The organism is Streptomyces sp. CAI-85 (assembly GCF_013363615.1).
Lineage (GTDB): Bacteria > Actinomycetota > Actinomycetes > Streptomycetales > Streptomycetaceae > Streptomyces > Streptomyces antibioticus_B.
The window spans coordinates 25,182-42,885 of sequence record NZ_JAANNX010000020.1; the positions used below are offsets into that span (position 1 = coordinate 25,182).

The window sequence follows — 17,704 nt, forward strand, 5'->3', positions numbered from 1 at the left end:
ATGGGGCGGTATGTGATCCGGCGGCTGCTCCAGATGATCCCGGTGTTCATCGGGGCCACGCTGCTGATCTTCCTGATGGTGAACGTGATGGGCGACCCCATCGCGGGACTCTGCGGCGACCGGGAGTGCGACCCGGCGACCGCGGCCCAGCTCGAAAAGGAGTTCGGCCTCGACAAGCCCGTCTGGCAGCAGTACCTGACCTACATGGGGAACGTCTTCACCGGAGACTTCGGTACGGCGTTCAACGGCCAGCCGGTCACCGAGCTGATGTCGACCTCGTTCCCCGTCACCATCAGGCTGACGATCGTCGCCATCCTCTTCGAGATCGTCATCGGCGTCACCCTCGGCGTGGTCACCGGACTGCGCCGGGGCCACCCCGTCGACACCGGCGTCCTGCTGCTCACCCTCGTGGTGATCTCCGTCCCCACCTTCGTCACCGGTCTGCTGCTCCAACTGCTGCTCGGCGTCGAGTGGGGATGGATCAAACCCTCGGTCTCCACCGAGGCCACCTTCGGCGAGCTGATCGTGCCGGGCCTGGTGCTGGCCTCGGTCTCCCTCGCCTACGTCACCCGGCTGACCCGGACCTCCATCGCCGAGAACAAGCGCTCCGACTACGTCCGTACCGCCGTCGCCAAGGGCCTGCCGCACCGGCGGGTCGTCACCCGGCATCTGCTGCGCAACTCCCTCATCCCGGTGGTCACCTTCATCGGAACCGACATCGGCGCCCTGATGGGCGGTGCGATCGTCACCGAGCGCATCTTCAACATCCACGGGGTCGGCTACCAGCTCTACCAGGGCATCCTGCGCCAGAACACCCAGACGGTGGTCGGCTTCGTGACCGTCCTCGTGCTGGTCTTCCTGGTCGCGAACCTGCTGGTCGACCTTCTCTACGCCGTACTCGACCCGAGGATCCGCTATGCCTGAGCCGACCCCGGAGCCGCCTGACAAGCGGCCGCACGTGCCCGGCACGGCCCGCACCCCGGAGGAGGGCGTCATCGCCGACACCGGCGCCGGCGGCGCGATGGACCTGGCCACGGCCGAGGGCGAGACGCTGGAGAACTCCACCGACGAACCCCAGGGCACCGGCCCGGCGGAGAAGCCCCGCTCCCTGTGGTCCGACGCCTGGCGCGATCTGCGCCGCAACCCGGTCTTCATCATCTCCGGGCTGATCATCCTGTTCCTGGTCTTCATCTCCCTGTGGCCCGGGGCCATCACCTGGATGAGCCCCCTCAAGTGCGACCTCGCCAAGGCCCAGGAGGGCTCCCAGCCCGGCCACCCCTTCGGCTTCGACGGCCAGGGCTGCGACGTCTACACCCGGACCGTCTACGGCGCCCGCACCTCCGTCGCCGTCGGCGTCTGCTCCACCGTCGGCGTGGCCCTGCTGGGCAGTGTGCTCGGCGGGCTGGCGGGCTTCTTCGGCGGCGTCGGGGACTCGATCCTGTCCCGGATCACCGACATCTTCTTCGCCATCCCCGTCGTCCTCGGCGGTCTGGTCCTGCTCTCGGTGGTCACCAGCAACACCATCTGGCCCGTCATCGGGTTCATGGTGCTGCTCGGCTGGCCGCAGATCTCCCGTATCGCCCGCGGTTCGGTCATCACCGCCAAGCAGAACGACTACGTCCAGGCCGCCCGCGCCCTCGGCGCCCCCAACTCCCGCATCCTGCTGCGGCACATCGCCCCGAACGCCGTCGCCCCGGTGATCGTCGTGGCGACCATCGCGCTCGGCACCTACATCGCCCTGGAAGCGACCCTGTCCTACCTCGGCGTCGGCCTCAAGCCGCCCAGCGTCTCCTGGGGCATCGACATCTCCGCCGCCTCCCCCTACGTCCGGAACGCCCCGCACGCCCTGCTGTGGCCCTCGGGCGCCCTCGCCGTCACCGTCCTGGCCTTCATCATGCTCGGCGACGCGGTCCGCGACGCCCTCGACCCGAAGCTGAGGTGATGAGCGGATGCTGCTCGAAGTACGCGATCTGCACGTGGAGTTCCGCACCCGGGACGGCGTCGCCAAGGCCGTCAACGGGGTGAGCTACGCCGTCGACGAGGGGGAGACGCTCGCGGTGCTCGGCGAGTCCGGCTCCGGCAAGTCCGTCACCGCGCAGGCCGTCATGGGGATCCTCGACATGCCGCCCGGCCGGATCGCCGGCGGCGAGATCCTCTTCAAGGGCCGCGACCTGCTCACGCTCAAGGAGGACGAGCGGCGCACGGTCCGCGGCGCCGAGATGGCGATGATCTTCCAGGACGCGCTGTCCTCCCTCAACCCGGTGCTCTCCGTCGGCGAGCAGCTCGGCGAGATGTTCACCGTGCACCGGGGCATGTCCCGCAAGGACGCGCGGGCCAAGGCCGTGGAGCTGATGGACCACGTCCGCATCCCGGCCGCCAAGGACCGCGTCAAGGACTACCCCCACCAGTTCTCCGGCGGCATGCGCCAGCGCATCATGATCGCCATGGCGCTGGCCCTGGAACCGGCCCTGATCATCGCCGACGAACCCACCACCGCCCTCGACGTCACCGTCCAGGCCCAGGTCATGGACCTGCTCGCGGAACTCCAGCGCGAGTACCGGATGGGGCTCATCCTCATCACCCACGACCTCGGCGTGGTCGCCGACGTCGCCGACCGGATCGCCGTGATGTACGCGGGCCGGATCGTGGAGTCGGCGCCCGTGCACGACATCTACAAGGCGCCGGCCCACCCGTACACCCGCGGCCTGCTGGAGTCCATCCCGCGCCTGGACCAGAAGGGCCAGGAGCTGTACGCCATCAAGGGCCTGCCGCCCAACCTCATGAACATCCCGCCCGGCTGCGCCTTCAACCCGCGCTGCCCGATGGCCCAGGACGTCTGCCGCACGGACGTACCGCCCCTGTACGAGGTCTCCGACGAACGCAGGAGCGCCTGCCACTTCTGGAGGGAGTGCCTGCATGGCTGAGCCGATCCTGGAGGTCAGCGGGCTGGTCAAGCACTACCCGCTGACCCAGGGCATCCTCTTCAAGAAGCAGGTCGGATCGGTGAAGGCCGTCGACGGCGTCGACTTCACCCTCGGCCGCGGTGAAACCCTCGGCATTGTGGGCGAGTCCGGCTGCGGCAAGTCCACGGTCGCCAAGATGCTGGTCCATCTGGAACGGCCGACCCAGGGGACGATCCGCTACAAGGGCGAGGACATCACCAAACTGTCCGGCCGGGCCCTGCGCGCCGTCCGCCGCAACATCCAGATGGTGTTCCAGGACCCGTACACCTCCCTCAACCCCCGGATGACGGTCGGCGACATCATCGGCGAGCCCTACGAGATCCACCCCGAGGTGGCCCCCAAGGGCGACCGGCGCAAACGGGTCCGCGAGCTGCTGGACGTCGTCGGGCTCAACCCCGAGTACCTCAACCGCTATCCGCACCAGTTCTCCGGCGGCCAGCGCCAGCGCATCGGCATCGCCCGCGGCCTCGCCCTGCGCCCCGAGGTGATCGTCGCCGACGAACCCGTCTCGGCGCTGGACGTCTCCGTGCAGGCCCAGGTCATCAACCTGCTCGACCGGCTCCAGGCCGAGTTCGAGCTGTCGTACCTGTTCATCGCGCACGACCTGTCGATCGTCCGGCACATCTCCGACCGGGTCGGGGTGATGTACCTCGGCCGGATCGTGGAGATCGGCCGGGACGCCGAGATCTACGACCATCCCACCCACCCCTACACCCAGGCGCTGCTCTCCGCGGTCCCGGTGCCGGACCCGGAGGCACGGGAGCACCGGGAGCGGATCATCCTCTCCGGCGACGTCCCGTCCCCGACGAACATCCCCTCCGGCTGCCGCTTCCGCACCCGCTGCTGGAAGGCCCAGGAGAAGTGCGCCCAGGAGGTGCCGTTGCTCGCGGTCCCCGCGCAGTTCCGGCTCGACAGCGGACCGGCGGCGCACGACTCGGCGTGCCACTTCGCCGAGGAGAAGCGGGTGGTACCGCCGGACGATCTTGAAGAAGGCCGGGAATAGCTACCCAAACACGGATCAACCGCGTTAACACACAGGCAACTTGGCCGACCCGGTTCCGATATACGGACGGGCCACTCTGAACAGCGTACGGCCGTGCGGGTGCCGTGAACGGGCCGGGACGCAGCCATGTCGTCCCGGCCCGTTACCCGTACCGGGGTCAGGTCAGCCCGAGAGAACGCTTCAGGAAGTCCACCTGGAGCAGCAGCAGGTTCTCCGCGACCTGTTCCTGCGGGGTCATGTGCGTGACGCCGGACAGCGGCAGCACCTCGTGCGGGCGGCCGGCGGACAGCAGTGCCGAGGACAGCCGCAGGGCGTGCGCGACCACCACGTTGTCGTCGGCCAGCCCGTGCACGATCATCAGCGGCCGGTGCGGCTCGGCCGGCGCCGAGAGGCCCTCGTCGGTGACGAGCGAACTCTTCGCGTACACCTCCGGCAGCGCCCCGGGATCACCGAGATAGCGCTCGGTGTAGTGGGTGTCGTAGAGCCGCCAGTCGGTCACCGGGGCGCCCGCGATGCCCGCGTGGAAGACGTCGGGGCGGCGCAGCACCGCGAGACCGGCCAGCCAGCCGCCGTACGACCAGCCGCGGATCGCCACCCGGCCCAGGTCCAGCGGATGGGTCTTCGCGAGGTCCTGGAGCGCCTCGATCTGGTCGTCCAGGCTGACCGTGAAGTCGTGGTGGACCGCCTTCTCCCAGGCGGGGGAGCGGCCCGGGGTGCCCCGGCCGTCGGCGACGACCACCGCGAAGCCCTGGTCGGCGAACCACTGCGAGGTGAGGTGGGCGTTGTGCGCGGCGAGCACCCGGGGGCCGTGCGGGCCGCCGTAGGGGTCGAGCAGGACGGGCAGCGAGGTGTCACCGGGGTAGTCCCTAGGCATAAGCACGGCGCACGGGATCCGTCGTGCGCCCCCCTCGGTGAGGGTCACGCGCGGGGACAGACCGGGATCTTCCGCATGGGAACGGACCGTCGCCACCGGCTTCCCGTCCCGCAGCACCCGCGCCACGCTCCCCGGCCGGTCCGGTGTCGCCGAGACCAGGACGGTCACGCCCCCGGCGCGTACCGCGGTGTGCACGCCGGGTTCCTGGGAGATGCGCTCGACCCCCAGTTCGTTGACCCGGTAGACATGCACCTCGCCGATTTCCGGGCGTTCCGCGTCCTGCCCGGCCGAGGCCGAGACCAGCACGTCGTCCGAGGTCACGTCGAGCACCGCCCGAACGTGCAACTGGGCGCCGGTCAAAGGGCGTTCACCCACCGCGAGGACCCGTGCGCCCCCCTCGTCGGCGATCCGCACGAGCCGTCCCGAGGGGCTCCAGCAGGGCACTCCAGGGAAAAGATCCAGCCAAATCGGATCTTCGTCGGCGTGCACCATCCGGGTCGCGCCGGTGTCGCCGTCCACGGCCAGAAAGAGCTGGCTGCGCTGATCGCGCGCCTGCACGAGCAGCAGCGGCGCACCCGCCCCTGACCAGTGCACTCGCGCCAGGTACGGATAGCGGGCCCGGTCCCAGACGACCTCGGTGCGCACCCCGTCGAGGCCGAAGACGAACAGCCGGACCTCCGCGTTCGCCGTCCCGGCAGCCGGATACGGCACGTGTTGTGGGTCACGTTTCGGCTGGGCCGGATCCGAGATCCACCACCGCTCCACCGGCGTGTCGTCCACCCGCGCCACCAGCAGCCGGTCCGACTCCGGCGACCACCAGTGACCCCGCGAACGGCCCATCTCCTCGGCCGCGATGAACTCGGCCAATCCATAGGAAACCGACTCCGACTCCGGCTCGGCCACCGCCCGGTCGTCCTCGCCCTCCGCGCCCACGACCCGCAGCGCGCCACCCGACACATACGCGACGAGCCGCCCGTCGGGGGAGGGCCGGGGGTCGATCACCGGCCCCGGCACGGACAGCGCCCGCGCGGTACCGGCCCGCAGCTCGGCCGTGAAAAGCCGCCCTGACAAGGCGAAAGAGGCCAGCTCCACGGCGTCGTCGGTGGCGTATCCGACGATCCCCGCGCTCCCCTCGCGGCTGCGCTCGCGGCGGGCCCGCTCGGCGGGCGAGAGATCCTCCGAGGCGCCGCCCAGCAGCGCGTGCGGATCGGCGGCCAGATGCTCGGTGCCGTCCGAAGGGTCCAGCACCCAGAGGGAGTTGGCGCGGTCCGTGCCGGAGGCCGAGCGCAGGTACGCGACCCGGGAGCCGTCGGGAGCCACCGTGAACGAACGCGGCGCGCCGAGCGTGAAGCGCTGGGTGCGCGCGTGCCGGCGGGGGAAGGAGTCGGACTCGGTCGTCATCCCCCGACCATATTGGCCATGCGCCCCCTTGTGCGGCCGTGCGCCGAGAGATGCGCACGCACTCATAGTTATGATCACTAGCGCTGTGTGGGTATGAACCTGCTGGCAGTTGTACGGATGTACAGGGTCCCTCGTTCTGTTTTCCCCCACGTTCCCGGGTTCTTGGAGGTGAGCCGCCGTGGCACTCTCGATTTCGGCGGTGGTGCTGCTGGCGATCATCGTCTTCTTGTTGATCAAGAAGTCAGGACTGAAGGGCGGTCACGCCGTTGTCTGCATCCTGCTCGGCTTCTACCTCGCCTCCTCGACGATGGCGGGCACGATCAACGACCTGACGACCAGCGTGGCCAGCATGATCGGCAGCATCAAGTTCTGACGCCCCGGGGAATAGGGTTGGGGCATGACGGAACTGCCCGCCCGGCGTCTGCTCCTGGTGCACGCGCACCCGGACGACGAGTCGATCAACAACGGCGCCACCATGGCCCGCTATGCGGCCGAGGGTGCCCATGTGACCCTGGTCACCTGCACCCTCGGGGAGCGCGGCGAGGTCATCCCGCCGGAGCTGCGCCATCTCACCGGCGCCGCCCTGGGCGAACACCGCCTGCGTGAACTCACCGCCGCCATGGCCGAACTCGGCGTCGAGGACGTCCGCCTCCTCGGCGGAGCGGGGCGCTACGGCGACTCCGGGATGATGGGGCTGGCCGACAACGACGACCCCGACTGCTTCTGGCGGGCCGACGTCGACACGGCCGCCGCCACGCTCGCCGAGGTGATCCTGGAGATCCGCCCCCAGGTCGTCGTGGCGTACGACGACAACGGCGGCTACGGCCACCCCGACCACATCCAGGCCCACCGCGTCGCCCTGCGTGCCGTCGAGCACGCCGCCCGCGCCGGCTGGACGGTCCCCAAGGTCTACTACAACCGCGTCCCGCGCTCCGTCGCCGAGGCCGCCTTCGACCGGCTCCGCGAGGAACTGCCCGCGCTGCCCTTCCCCAAGAGCGCCGCCGTCGCCGACGTGCCCGGTGTGGTCGACGACGCCCTGATCACCACCGAGATCGACGGCACCGCGTACGCCGCCGCCAAGGCCGCCGCCATGCGTGCGCACGCCACCCAGATCGACGTCGCCCCCGGCGAGCACGCCTTCGCGCTCTCCAACGAACTGGCGCAGCCCCTCTTCACCACCGAGTACTACCAGCTCGTCCGGGGCGAACCCGCCCCCGGCGAGGGCCGGAACAGGGAGAGCGACCTGTTCGCCGGGACCTTCACCGGGACCTTCACCGGGACCGGGGAGGTGGCCTGATGCCGGACCGCGGCTCCATGCTCGCCCAGCCCCTGCGCATGCCGTCCCCCGGACGCCTCGTCGCCTATGTCGTCCTCGTCCTGCTCGGCGCCGTCACCGGACTGGCCGGGGCGCTCGTCCAGGCCGGCTGGTTCCCCGGCGGACTGCTGCTCGGACTCCTCGGCGCGGCCGGTCTGTTCCTCGGCGGCGCCCGGGCGCTCGACAGCCGGGGCGGGGCCGTCGCGCCCGCCGCCGGCTGGATGGTCGGCGTCATCGTGCTCACCGCCGGCCGCCCCGAGGGGGACTTCCTCTTCGGCGCCGCGGGCGGCTCCTATCTCTTCCTGCTCGGCGGCATGGCACTCGCTGTGATCTGCGCCACCCTCGCGCCCGTGCGGCAACCGGTGCGCGACGACGTCCGACTTGGGAAGTGACGTACCACTTCGCCATGGCGTGGCCGTGCGGGTCCGGTGCGGGTTTCCACGACGGTCACGGGATACGCGCCAGAAGTGGCCAGTATGGTGGTGCGCGCCGCCGATTCGCCCGTGAGGACGTGGTGCGCGGCGGAGCCAACCTGGAGAACCTGCCTTGAGTCGTGAAACTGACAGTCCGTCCTCCGGGCCCAACGGGCGCGGCGGAGCCGCATACCCGTCGGGTACGCCGCCGTACGGCACCCCCGTGGTGTCCGACGCCGGTGCGGACGCGGGCCGTTCGGCCGCCCCGCCGGAAGAACGCAAGACCGAGACCACGCTGACGACCCGGATCCGGATCAACATCCCCGGTTCGCGGCCCATTCCGCCGGTCGTCGTGCGCAAGCCCGTCGGGGACACCGAGGGCGCGGGCGCCGACACCGCCGCGCCGCAGACGCCCGCCGCCCCGGGATCCGGTGCGGACACCACCGGGACCTTCGAGGCGCCCGTCGCCCCGGCACCGGCCCCGGCGGCCGCGCCCGCTCCGGCGCCCGCCGCCGAGGAGAAGACCAGCGACTGGTTCGCGCCGCGCAAGTCCGGCCCGGCCAAGGGCGGTCCGGGCGGCGGCACGAACGGCGCGGGTCTGCCGGGCGGTCCGGCCGCGGGCGCCCTGCCCGGCGGCCCCACGGGCGCCGGCCCCGGTGCTCCCGCGCCCGGTGCCCCGGCTCCCGGCGCCCGTCCCGGCGCGGGCCGGCCGGGCGGCACCGCCGGTCCCGGTCCGTCCACCGGGCCGATCGGCGCCATAGGGCCCCGCCCCGGCGGCAACGGCGGCGCGGGCCTGCCCGGCGGCGCCACCGGCGGTCCGGTCGCCCCCGGACACGGCGGCGGCACGGGCTCCTTCGACGTCACCGAGGCGCTCGCCGCGGGCCCGCTCCAGGGCGGCACCCGTCCGGCCCGGAGCGGCGCCCCCGCCGAACCCCGCCGCGACGAACTGCCGTACTTCACCGGCAACGGCCAGAACGGCCAGGCCGGGCACAACGGGCAGAACGGCCAAGGCGGTCAGAACGGTTACGCGGGTCCGGGCGGCCCCGCCGACCAGCACGGCTTCGCCGGCCCCGGCAGCTCGTACGACTTCAACGGCCCCGACCAGCCCGGCGGTCCGCGCGGCCGGGGCGGCCCCCAGGGCCCCGCGGGACCGACCGGAGGCCCGGTCACCGGCGACGGCCCGATCGTGCCCCCGATGACCCCCGGCGACCACGGCATGCCCGGCGCCCCCGGTGGCCCGCGCGCCGCCGCCCCCGGTGCGGCTCCCGGTGCCGCCCCCGGTGCGGCTCCCGGTGCCGCCCCCGGCACCCGGCGCCCCGGCAGCGGGTTCAGCGACGACACCGCGCAGCTCACCCCCCAGTTCCAGGCCCCCGGCGCCGGCGGCTACGGCGCCCGTCCGGCGGACAACGTCTCCGGGCACACCGTCACCAGCGGCATCCCCGTCGTCCCCTCCGCCGGCCCGGCCGGTCCGGGCGGCCCCGGCAGCGGCGGACCCGCGGCGCAGACCGCGCCGAAGCGGCCCGCACCGGCCGCGCAGAGCACCTCCACCGCCGGTGCCAAGAAGAAAAAGAAGGGCCGCAGCAAGCTGGTCCTCGTCGGCGCCCTGCTGGTCGTCGGCGGCATCGGTGCCTACGGCGCCGGTCTGCTGATGAACCACTCCGACGTGCCCAAGGGCACCACCGTGCTCGGCGTCGACATCGGCGGCAGCACCCGCGACGAGGCCGTCAAGACGCTGGAGGACGCCTTCGACAAGCGGGCCGACCAGCCCCTGAAGCTGTCCGTCGGCGGGGACACCATCAGCCTCAAGCCGGACCAGGCGGGCCTCCAGTTCGACATCCAGGCCACCGTCGACGGCGTCACCAAGAGCGACTACAACCCGGTCTCCGTGATCGGCACGCTCTTCGGCCAGGAGCGGGTGGTCGAGCCGCAGATGCCGGTCGACGAGGAGAAGCTCCAGGCGGCCCTCACGTCCGCCGCGGGCGGCTCCGGATCGTCCAACGACGGCACCATCACCTTCCAGGCGGGCAAGGCCGTCGCCGTCTACGGCAAGCCCGGCCAGGGCGTCGACGCGGCCGGGGCCGAGGAGTCCGTCGTGGCCGCCTACCGCACCCAGGTCGAGACGGGCACCAGCACCGCGGTGAAGGTCCCGACCGTCACCAAGCAGCCGACGATCTCCAACGCCGAGGTCGACCGGATGATGAAGAAGTTCGCCGAGCCCGCCATGTCGGGCCTGGTGACCGTGCGGGCGCCCAGCGGCCAGAGCGTGTCGTTCAGCCCCCAGAAGTCCCTGTGGAAGTTCCTGGGCGTACAGCGGGTCGACGGCAAGCTCGTCGAGACCTACGACAAGAAGGCCCTCACCGAGCTGTACGGCGACACCTTCGACGGCGTACTGATCACCCGCGGCACCGGCGCCAAGACCGGCGTGACCGTCGAGGACGTGATCGGCGCCCTGCGCCCCGCGCTCCTCGGCAAGACCCCGGCCGAACGCACCGCGACGATCGACACCGACCCGAGCTGACCCGCCCCCGGTGCCGCATGACATGACATCTGTCATGCGGCACCGAGGACAGCCGACACTGCCGCGGCCGTTCCCGCCGGGCGACGATTGCTGTCATGACGACGACCGCACCGACGACCGCACCGACGACCGCACCGACGACCGCACCGAGGACAGCACGGCGGACGGCACCGGCGACCGCCCCGGCCGTCACCTGCGACCAGGTGACCAAGAGCTACGGCGACGTACGCGCCGTCGACGGCCTCACCCTCACCCTGCACCCCGGTGAGACCGTGGCCCTGCTCGGCCCCAACGGCGCCGGCAAGTCCACCACCCTCGATCTGCTGCTCGGCCTCAGGCAGCCCGACAGCGGCACCGTCCGCGTCCTCGGCACCGGCCCGCGCGAGGCGATCGTCGCCGGCCGGGTCGGCGCGATGCTCCAGAGCGGCGGGCTGATGGACGAGGTCACCGTCGCCGAACTGGTCACGCTCGCCTGCGGACTGCACCCGCGGCCGTACCCGCCCTCCGAGGTGATGTCCCGGGCCGGGGTCTCCCAGATCGCCGGCCGCAAGGCCGACAAGCTCTCCGGCGGCCAGGCCCAGCGGGTCCGCTTCGCCCTCGCCACCGCGGGCGACAGCGACCTGATCGTCCTGGACGAACCGACCACCGGAATGGACGTCACCACCCGCCAGGCGTTCTGGGCCACCATGCGCGAACAGGCCGACCAGGGCCGTACGGTCCTCTTCGCCACCCACTACCTGGAAGAGGCCGACGCGATAGCCGACCGGGTGCTCGTCCTGCACCGGGGACGGCTGCTCGCCGACGGCACCGCCGCCGAGATCAAGGCCAGGGCGGGGGCCCGCCGGATCGCCTTCGACCTGGACGGCGAGATCGACGAGGCCGCCCTGCGCGCCCTGCCGTCCCTCACCGCCCTCGACGTGTCCGGCCACACCGTGCGCATCCAGTCCGCCGACGCCGACACCACCGTCCACGCGCTCTACGCCCTCGGCCTGCGCCCCCGCAATCTGGAGGTCGCCGGGCTGGGCCTGGAGCAGGCGTTCGTCGCCCTCACCACCGCCGAGGAGGCGAAGACCAAGTGAACGGCCTGATCAAGCTGGAACTCGTCCGCGCCCTGCGCAACCGCAAGTTCCTGTTCTTCTCGGTGATCTACCCGTCCGTGCTGTTCCTGCTGATCGCGGGCAGCGCCGACGCCACCACCGAGGTCGACGGCACCGGCCTCACCCTGCCGACCTACATGATGGTCTCCATGGCCTCCTTCGGGGCCCTGACCGCCGTCCTGATGGGCAACAGTGAGCGCATCGCCAAGGAACGCGAGAGCGGCTGGGTCAGACAGCTCCGGCTGACCACGCTCCCGGGCCGCGGGTACGTCCTGGCCAAGACGGCGAGCGCGGCCGTGGTCAGCCTGCCGTCGATCGTGATCGTCTTCGCCGTCGCGGCCGCCGTGAAGGACGTCCGCCTGGACGCCTGGCAGTGGCTCGCCCTCACCGGCGCGATCTGGGCCGGCAGCCTGGTCTTCGCCGCCCTGGGCGTCGCCCTCGGCTATCTGACCAGCGGGGACGCGGTCCGCCCGGTCACGATGATCACCTACTTCGGGCTGTCGATCCTCGGCGGGCTGTGGATGCCGACGACCACCTTCCCCGCCTGGCTCCAGGACATCGCCGAGTGGGTCCCCACACACGCGTACGCTGCGCTGGGGCAGGCCATCGAACGGAACCAGGCCCCGCACGCCCGGGACATCGTCGTCCTCGCCGTCTTCTTCGCCCTGTTCACGGGCGGCGCGGCCTGGCTGTACCGGAAGGACACCTTGAAGGCGTGAGCGCCATGACGGACGACGACCTGCTGCCCGAGGCGGTCCGGCGGGAGATGACCGTCCCGCTGGGCCGGACCGCCCGCACCCGCCGCGAGCTGTGGCGGCGCAAGGCCCTGTGGATCGGCGTCTGGCTGGTCTTCCTCAGCTCGCCGGTCCACGACCTGGTCTCCGGCCGCCACACCTCCGCGGGCACCGCGGCCGGCTCACTGGGCCTCGCGGTGTTCGTCAGCGTCTATCTCGCCCTGCTGTTCCGGAACATGGGCGAGGCGCCCTACCCGCCGCGGCTCATCGCCACGCTCATCGGCTCCATGGCCGCCCTCGCCGTCGCCCTCTCCCTCACCCTCGGCGCCCCCTGGCTCGGCCTGTTCTGCTACGTCTCCGTGGCCTGCGGGATGGTGCTCCCGCCGCGCGCCGCGTTCTGGGCGATCCCGGCGACGGCCGCCACGATGATGCTGACCGGCCTGCGCACCGGCGTGGAGCAGGCGGCCGACCTGCTGGTGCTGGTGCTGCTCATCGGCCTCGCGATGACCGGCGTCAGCCAACTGGTGCGCACCACCATCGCGTTGCGCGAGGCCCGCGCCACCGTCGCCCAACTCGCCGCGAACGAGGAGCGGCTGCGGCTGGCCAGGGATCTGCACGATCTGCTCGGCCACTCCCTGTCGCTGATCACCCTCAAGAGCGAGCTGGCCGGCCGGATGCTGCCCGAGCACCCCGAGCGGGCCGCCCGGCAGGTCGCCGACATCGAACAGGTCAGCAGACAGGCCATGGTGGACGTCCGGGAGGCCGTCACCGGCTACCGGCGGCCCCGGCTGGCCGCCGAACTCGCCGGCGTCCAGGTCGCCCTGGCCGCCGCCGGTGTCACCGCCCACGTGCCCGCGGAACCCGATCTCGACGGGGTCCCCGAGGAGAGCGAGTCCGCCCTCGCCTGGGCGCTGCGCGAGGCGGTCACCAACGTCGTACGGCACAGCGGCGCCGGCCGCTGCACGGTGGACGTGGTCCGCCGCCAGACCCTGGACGGACCGATCGTGGAACTCTCCGTCGAGGACGACGGCTCCGGCGGCCCCGGCACGGGCCCGGGCAACGGCCTCACCGGTCTGACCGAACGGCTGGAGAAGACCGGCGGCACCCTGGAGGCGGGCCGGACCAGGCACGGCTTCCGGCTGGTCGCCCGGGTCCCGGCGGGCGGCGGCGCGGACATAGGATCCCCGGCATGACCGGTGACGTGATCAAGGTCCTGCTGGCCGAGGACCAGTCGATGGTCCGCGAGGCGCTGGCCGCCCTGCTCGGCCTGGAGGACGACATCGAGGTGGTCGCCCAGGCGGCCCGCGGCGACGAGGTCCTCGCCGCCGCCCGCGCCCACCGGGTCGACGTGGCCCTCCTGGACATCGAGATGCCGGGCGCCACCGGCATCGAGGCTGCCGCCCAGCTCCACCGGGAGCTGCCGCACGTCAAGCTCGTCGTGCTCACCACCTTCGGCCGCCCCGGCTATCTGCGCGGCGCCATGGAGGCGGGCGCCGACGCCTTCCTCGTCAAGGACGCCCCCGCCGCCCAGCTCGCCGAGGCCGTCCGCAAGGTGCTGGCGGGGGAGCGCGTCATCGACCCCACCCTCGCGGCGGCCGCCCTCGCCGAGGGCGCCAACCCGCTGACGGACCGCGAGCGCGAGATCCTCCGGGCGGCGGCCGACGGCTCCACCAACGCCGAACTCGCCCACACCCTGCACCTCTCCCAGGGCACGGTCCGCAACTACCTCTCCACGGCCATCCAGAAACTGTCGGTCCGCAACCGGGCGGAAGCGGTGCGCACCGCGAGGGAGAAGGGCTGGCTCTGACAACACCCTGCGCGGCGGCGTCAGTTCAGCATCGCGCGGGCCGCGCGGGCCTCGTTCCGCACCCGTTCCGCGGTGGGCTCGTCGACGACCTCCACCAGGTCGGCGTACTCCTCCAGTTCGGCGGCGCCCGCCACGAATTCGCCGCGCCGGACCAGGAGTTGGCCCTTCTCGTGACGCAGACGGGCCGGGTGGTGCGGGATCAGGAGGGACAGCTCGACCGCCCACAGGGCGACGTCGGAGCGCTCCGGGCGGGCGGCGGCCCAGGAGCGGATGTTGTTGAGGATCCGGATCACCACCTCCAGCGGCTCCGCGGGCTCCAGCATCGACGGCTCCAGCACCGCCCCCGTCGCCCCGGCGACCAGCTCGCCCGCCTCGCCCTCGCCCAGCACCCGGCCCCCGTCGAACGGATCCACCAGCACCTGCCCGTCCGCGGGCCCGAGCCCGACCACGAAGTGCCCCGGCAGGGCGACCCCGTACACCGGGGCCCCGGCCCGCCGGGCGACCTCCACCCACACCACCGACAGCAGGATCGGCAGCCCCCGCCGCCGTACCAGCACCCGGTGCAGCAGCGAGGAGTCCAGCCGCTGGTAGTCCGCGGGGGCGCCGCCGAAGCCGTACCGCCCGCCCAGCAGATCGCGCAGCGCCACCGCCCAGTCGTGCGGGCCGCCCGGCCGGTACGGCATCTCCCCGGCCAGCCGGTCCAGTTCCGCCTGCGCGGCGTCGAGCCCGGCCGGACCCAGCCCCGGGTCGGCCTCCGCGCCGATCAGCAGGCACAGCACGGCGAGATCGGGCCGCTCGGCCCGTGCCTCCTCGGCGAACAGCCGGCGCACCTCACCGTCCTCGAAGCCGTCCACGGGCTCGCTCACGAGGAAGCCTCCCGCGGCTCCCGGTAGTGGTGGTACGCGTGGTGCGCCGCCAGGCCCAGACGCCCGTACAGCGCCCGCGCCCCCGCGTTGTCCGCCTCGACCTGGAGCCAGGCGGCCGACGCGCCCTCGTCCAGCGCCCGCCGGGCCAGCGCGGCCATCACGGTCGTCGCGAGCCCGCGCCGTCGCTGTGCCGGGTCGACCTCGACCGCGGCGAACCCGGCCCACCGCCCGTCCACCACACACCGCCCGATCGCGGCGGGCGCCTCGCCGGACGCGCCGGGCACGGTCGCGAACCACACCGACGGCCCGCTGCCCAGCACCTCGAGGGCCACCTCGCTCACCCCCTTGCGCTGATACCGGGACAGCCACGCCTCGTCCGCCGAACGCGCCAGCACGACCGGCGGGGCCGACGAGACCGATGCGTCCGCGTCCGGCGCGGCAGTGTCCGCGAGCGGCGCCAGCGCCCCGATCCACAGCTCCGCGGTCACCTCGCGCACCCAGCCGCGCCGCTCCAGCTCCCCGCAGAGCAGCTCCAGCGTCCCCTCGGCGCCGGTCGCGGTCTGCGCGTACGCGGGCAGCCCCCGCGCCGCGTACCAGCGCCGTACGGCGTCCAGGGCCGCGTCCAGCGGGAGCCCCGGGTCGCCGATCGGCAGGACGGAGTTGGCCCGCCGGGTGAACCCGGAGGCGGCCCGCAGCTCCCAGTCGCCGAGCCGCTCGCTCTCCACCGGCCGCCAGGCCCGCGCCGCGATCCGGGACAGCTCCTCGAACGACGCGGCGGGCCCCCGGCGGCGGGCCGGCGCGGGCGGCACGACCTTCCCCGCGACCAGCGAGGACGCGTCAATCCGGACGCTGTCCCCGCTCTTCCGTGTGATCACCAGCACACCGTCGTCCCATGATGTGAGAACACCCACCGTGTCGGTGAATTTCCCCTCGGTGACACCCGGGTCGGTCAAACGCCGCACGGAGACACGTTTGCCCACGTCAGCGGCGGTGATACGGACCTCGAGGCGTCCTGCGGCCGAGATTTCCACAGGTCGGTTCACCCCTCCTGTTCGGATCATGCCCAAGAACGGAGATACTAGGTGCGGGCATCGACGACGCCGCGCTCCCGCGCGCCAGGCGGCGGAGCCTAGGAAAGGCCCGCCAGCGCCCTATCGAGGAGGAACGACAGCGTGACCTACGTCATCGCGCAGCCTTGTGTAGACGTGAAGGACAAGGCGTGCATCGAGGAGTGCCCGGTCGACTGCATCTACGAGGGCTCCCGGTCCTTGTACATCCACCCGGACGAATGCGTCGACTGCGGCGCCTGTGAACCGGTCTGCCCGGTCGAGGCCATCTTCTACGAGGACGACGTGCCGGAGGAGTGGAAGGACTACTACAAGGCGAACGTCGAGTTCTTCGACGAGCTCGGTTCTCCGGGCGGCGCCAGCAAGCTGGGCGTGATCGAGCGCGACCACCCCTTCGTCGCCGCGCTGCCGCCCCAGGCCGAGTAGTCCGCGACCAGCGGCCCGCACATCGTGCCGCCTCGGTCCCGTACGGCCTGATCGCCTCGATCGCCGCCGTACGGGACCGAGGCGTTTCCCGTACCTGAGAGAGCGAGCATCACCGTGTCCTCCGTAGTCTCCGACCGCCTCCCCGCCTTCCCTTGGGACAAGCTGGAGCCGTACAAGAAGACGGCCGCGGCGCACCCGGACGGCATCGTCGACCTCTCCGTCGGCACCCCGGTCGACCCGGTCCCCGAGCTGATCCAGAAGGCGTTGATCGACGCGGCGGACTCGCCCGGCTACCCCACGGTCTGGGGCACCCCGGCCCTGCGCGACGCGATCACCGGCTGGCTGGAGCGCAGGCTCGGCGCCCGCGAGGTCACCCACCGCCATGTGCTGCCGATCGTCGGCTCCAAGGAACTCGTCGCCTGGCTCCCGACCCAGCTCGGCCTGGGCCCCGGCGACCGGGTGGCGTACCCGCGGCTGGCCTATCCGACGTACGAGGTCGGCGCCCGGCTGGCCCGCGCGGACCACGAGGTCTACGACGACCCCACCGAGCTGGACCCCGAGGGCCTGAAGCTGCTCTGGCTGAACTCCCCGTCCAACCCGACCGGCCGGGTGCTGCCGAAGGCCGAGCTGACGAGGATCGTCGCCTGGGCCCGGGAGCACGGCGTCCTGGTCGTCTCCGACGAGTGCTATCTGGAGCTGGGCTGGGAGGCCGACCCGGTCTCGGTCCTGCACCCCGACGTCAACGGCGGCTCGTACGACGGTGTCGTCGCGGTGCACTCGCTGTCCAAGCGCTCCAACCTGGCGGGCTACCGCGCGGCCTTCCTGGCCGGTGACCCGGCGGTCCTCGGCCCGCTCCTCGAGATCCGCAAGCACGGCGGCATGATGACCTCGGCGCCCACCCAGGCGGCGGTGGTGGCGGCCCTCGGCGACGACACGCACGTCCAGGAGCAGCGCGCGCGGTACGCCGCCCGCCGCACCCTGCTGCGCGAGGCGCTGCTCGGCCACGGCTTCCGTATCGAGCACAGCGAGGCCAGCCTCTACCTGTGGGCGACCCGGGGGGAGTCCTGCTGGGCCACGGTCGCCCGTCTCGCCGACCGCGGCATCCTGGTGGCGCCCGGCGACTTCTACGGCACGGCGGGCGAGCAGTTCGTCCGCGTGGCCCTCACGGCGACGGACGAGCGTGTCAGGGCGGCTGTGGAGCGGCTCGCCGCTCCGTAGCG

17 protein-coding genes are annotated in these 17,704 nt (G+C 72.4%); 14 read left to right on the forward strand and 3 right to left on the reverse strand.

Annotated elements, in window-relative coordinates; translation table 11 throughout:
• Genes G6W55_RS21830 through G6W55_RS21845 form a run of 4 tightly spaced genes read left to right on the forward strand, consistent with a single transcriptional unit; the run spans position 1 to position 3,966 of the window.
• Entirely contained in the window at positions 1–924 is a 924-nt protein-coding gene (locus tag G6W55_RS21830; RefSeq protein ID WP_175522525.1) for an ABC transporter permease, read from the forward strand.
• A complete protein-coding gene (locus G6W55_RS21835) occupies positions 917–1,942 on the forward strand; it encodes an ABC transporter permease (RefSeq protein ID WP_217687212.1) in 1,026 nt (341 codons plus the stop codon). Before G6W55_RS21830 ends, G6W55_RS21835 begins: the two co-directional genes overlap by 8 nt.
• A 7-nt stretch (positions 1,943–1,949) precedes the next feature.
• Positions 1,950–2,924 carry an ABC transporter ATP-binding protein gene (locus G6W55_RS21840; RefSeq protein ID WP_175522526.1) on the forward strand — a complete coding sequence of 325 codons (975 nt, stop codon included), beginning with the start codon at positions 1,950–1,952 and terminating at the stop codon, positions 2,922–2,924.
• Positions 2,917–3,966 (forward strand): ABC transporter ATP-binding protein, encoded by a 1,050-nt coding sequence (locus tag G6W55_RS21845; protein WP_175522527.1) that lies wholly within the window; start codon positions 2,917–2,919, stop codon positions 3,964–3,966. The genes G6W55_RS21840 and G6W55_RS21845 overlap by 8 nt, the downstream gene beginning before the upstream one ends.
• 157 nt (positions 3,967–4,123) lie before the next feature.
• Here G6W55_RS21845 and G6W55_RS21850 read toward each other — a convergent pair whose 3' ends face one another.
• Complete coding sequence (locus G6W55_RS21850) at positions 4,124–6,241, reverse strand: S9 family peptidase (RefSeq protein WP_175522528.1); 2,118 nt, start codon at positions 6,239–6,241, stop codon at positions 4,124–4,126.
• A 178-nt stretch (positions 6,242–6,419) separates the two neighbouring features.
• On the opposite strand from G6W55_RS21850, the gene G6W55_RS21855 reads away from it, so the two are divergent.
• The 8 genes from G6W55_RS21855 (at position 6,420) to G6W55_RS21890 (ending at position 14,125) form a co-directional block, all read left to right on the forward strand.
• Positions 6,420–6,614 carry a hypothetical protein gene (locus tag G6W55_RS21855; RefSeq protein WP_030783885.1) on the forward strand — a complete coding sequence of 65 codons (195 nt, stop codon included), beginning with the start codon at positions 6,420–6,422 and terminating at the stop codon, positions 6,612–6,614.
• A 24-nt stretch (positions 6,615–6,638) separates the two neighbouring features.
• Positions 6,639–7,538, forward strand: a complete 900-nt coding sequence (mshB, locus tag G6W55_RS21860) for an N-acetyl-1-D-myo-inositol-2-amino-2-deoxy-alpha-D-glucopyranoside deacetylase (protein WP_175522529.1) — start codon at positions 6,639–6,641, stop codon at positions 7,536–7,538.
• Positions 7,538–7,948: a DUF6113 family protein gene (locus G6W55_RS21865; protein WP_175522530.1), complete on the forward strand. Its 411-nt coding sequence runs from the start codon at positions 7,538–7,540 to the stop codon at positions 7,946–7,948. The genes mshB and G6W55_RS21865 overlap by 1 nt, the downstream gene beginning before the upstream one ends.
• Positions 7,949–8,102: 154 nt before the next feature.
• On the forward strand, positions 8,103–10,487 hold the full coding sequence (locus G6W55_RS21870; RefSeq protein WP_175522531.1) for a hypothetical protein: 2,385 nt from the start codon (positions 8,103–8,105) through the stop codon (positions 10,485–10,487).
• A 95-nt stretch (positions 10,488–10,582) separates the two neighbouring features.
• On the forward strand, positions 10,583–11,566 hold the full coding sequence (locus G6W55_RS21875; RefSeq protein WP_175522532.1) for an ABC transporter ATP-binding protein: 984 nt from the start codon (positions 10,583–10,585) through the stop codon (positions 11,564–11,566).
• Positions 11,563–12,303 (forward strand): ABC transporter permease, encoded by a 741-nt coding sequence (locus G6W55_RS21880; protein ID WP_175522533.1) that lies wholly within the window; start codon positions 11,563–11,565, stop codon positions 12,301–12,303. The genes G6W55_RS21875 and G6W55_RS21880 overlap by 4 nt, the downstream gene beginning before the upstream one ends.
• A gap of 5 nt (positions 12,304–12,308) precedes the next feature.
• Positions 12,309–13,511 carry a sensor histidine kinase gene (locus tag G6W55_RS21885; protein WP_175522586.1) on the forward strand — a complete coding sequence of 401 codons (1,203 nt, stop codon included), beginning with the start codon at positions 12,309–12,311 and terminating at the stop codon, positions 13,509–13,511.
• Entirely contained in the window at positions 13,508–14,125 is a 618-nt protein-coding gene (locus G6W55_RS21890; RefSeq protein WP_175522534.1) for a response regulator transcription factor, read from the forward strand. The genes G6W55_RS21885 and G6W55_RS21890 overlap by 4 nt, the downstream gene beginning before the upstream one ends.
• 20 nt (positions 14,126–14,145) lie before the next feature.
• Here G6W55_RS21890 and G6W55_RS21895 read toward each other — a convergent pair whose 3' ends face one another.
• Both G6W55_RS21895 and G6W55_RS21900 read right to left on the reverse strand, forming a co-directional pair.
• Complete coding sequence (locus tag G6W55_RS21895; RefSeq protein ID WP_309243783.1) at positions 14,146–14,991, reverse strand: transglutaminase-like domain-containing protein; 846 nt, start codon at positions 14,989–14,991, stop codon at positions 14,146–14,148.
• The gene (locus G6W55_RS21900) at positions 14,988–16,022 is read right to left on the reverse strand and encodes a GNAT family N-acetyltransferase (RefSeq protein ID WP_175522587.1); all 1,035 of its coding nucleotides are present in this window, start codon (positions 16,020–16,022) and stop codon (positions 14,988–14,990) included. Before G6W55_RS21900 ends, G6W55_RS21895 begins: the two co-directional genes overlap by 4 nt.
• A 141-nt stretch (positions 16,023–16,163) precedes the next feature.
• Between G6W55_RS21900 and fdxA the strand changes: the two genes are divergently transcribed.
• Both fdxA and G6W55_RS21910 read left to right on the forward strand, forming a co-directional pair.
• Positions 16,164–16,484 carry a ferredoxin gene (fdxA, locus tag G6W55_RS21905; protein WP_030783922.1) on the forward strand — a complete coding sequence of 107 codons (321 nt, stop codon included), beginning with the start codon at positions 16,164–16,166 and terminating at the stop codon, positions 16,482–16,484.
• Positions 16,485–16,598: 114 nt separating this feature from the next.
• On the forward strand, positions 16,599–17,702 hold the full coding sequence (locus tag G6W55_RS21910; RefSeq protein ID WP_175522535.1) for a bifunctional succinyldiaminopimelate transaminase/glutamate-prephenate aminotransferase: 1,104 nt from the start codon (positions 16,599–16,601) through the stop codon (positions 17,700–17,702).
• Positions 17,703–17,704: the final 2 nt, after the last annotated feature.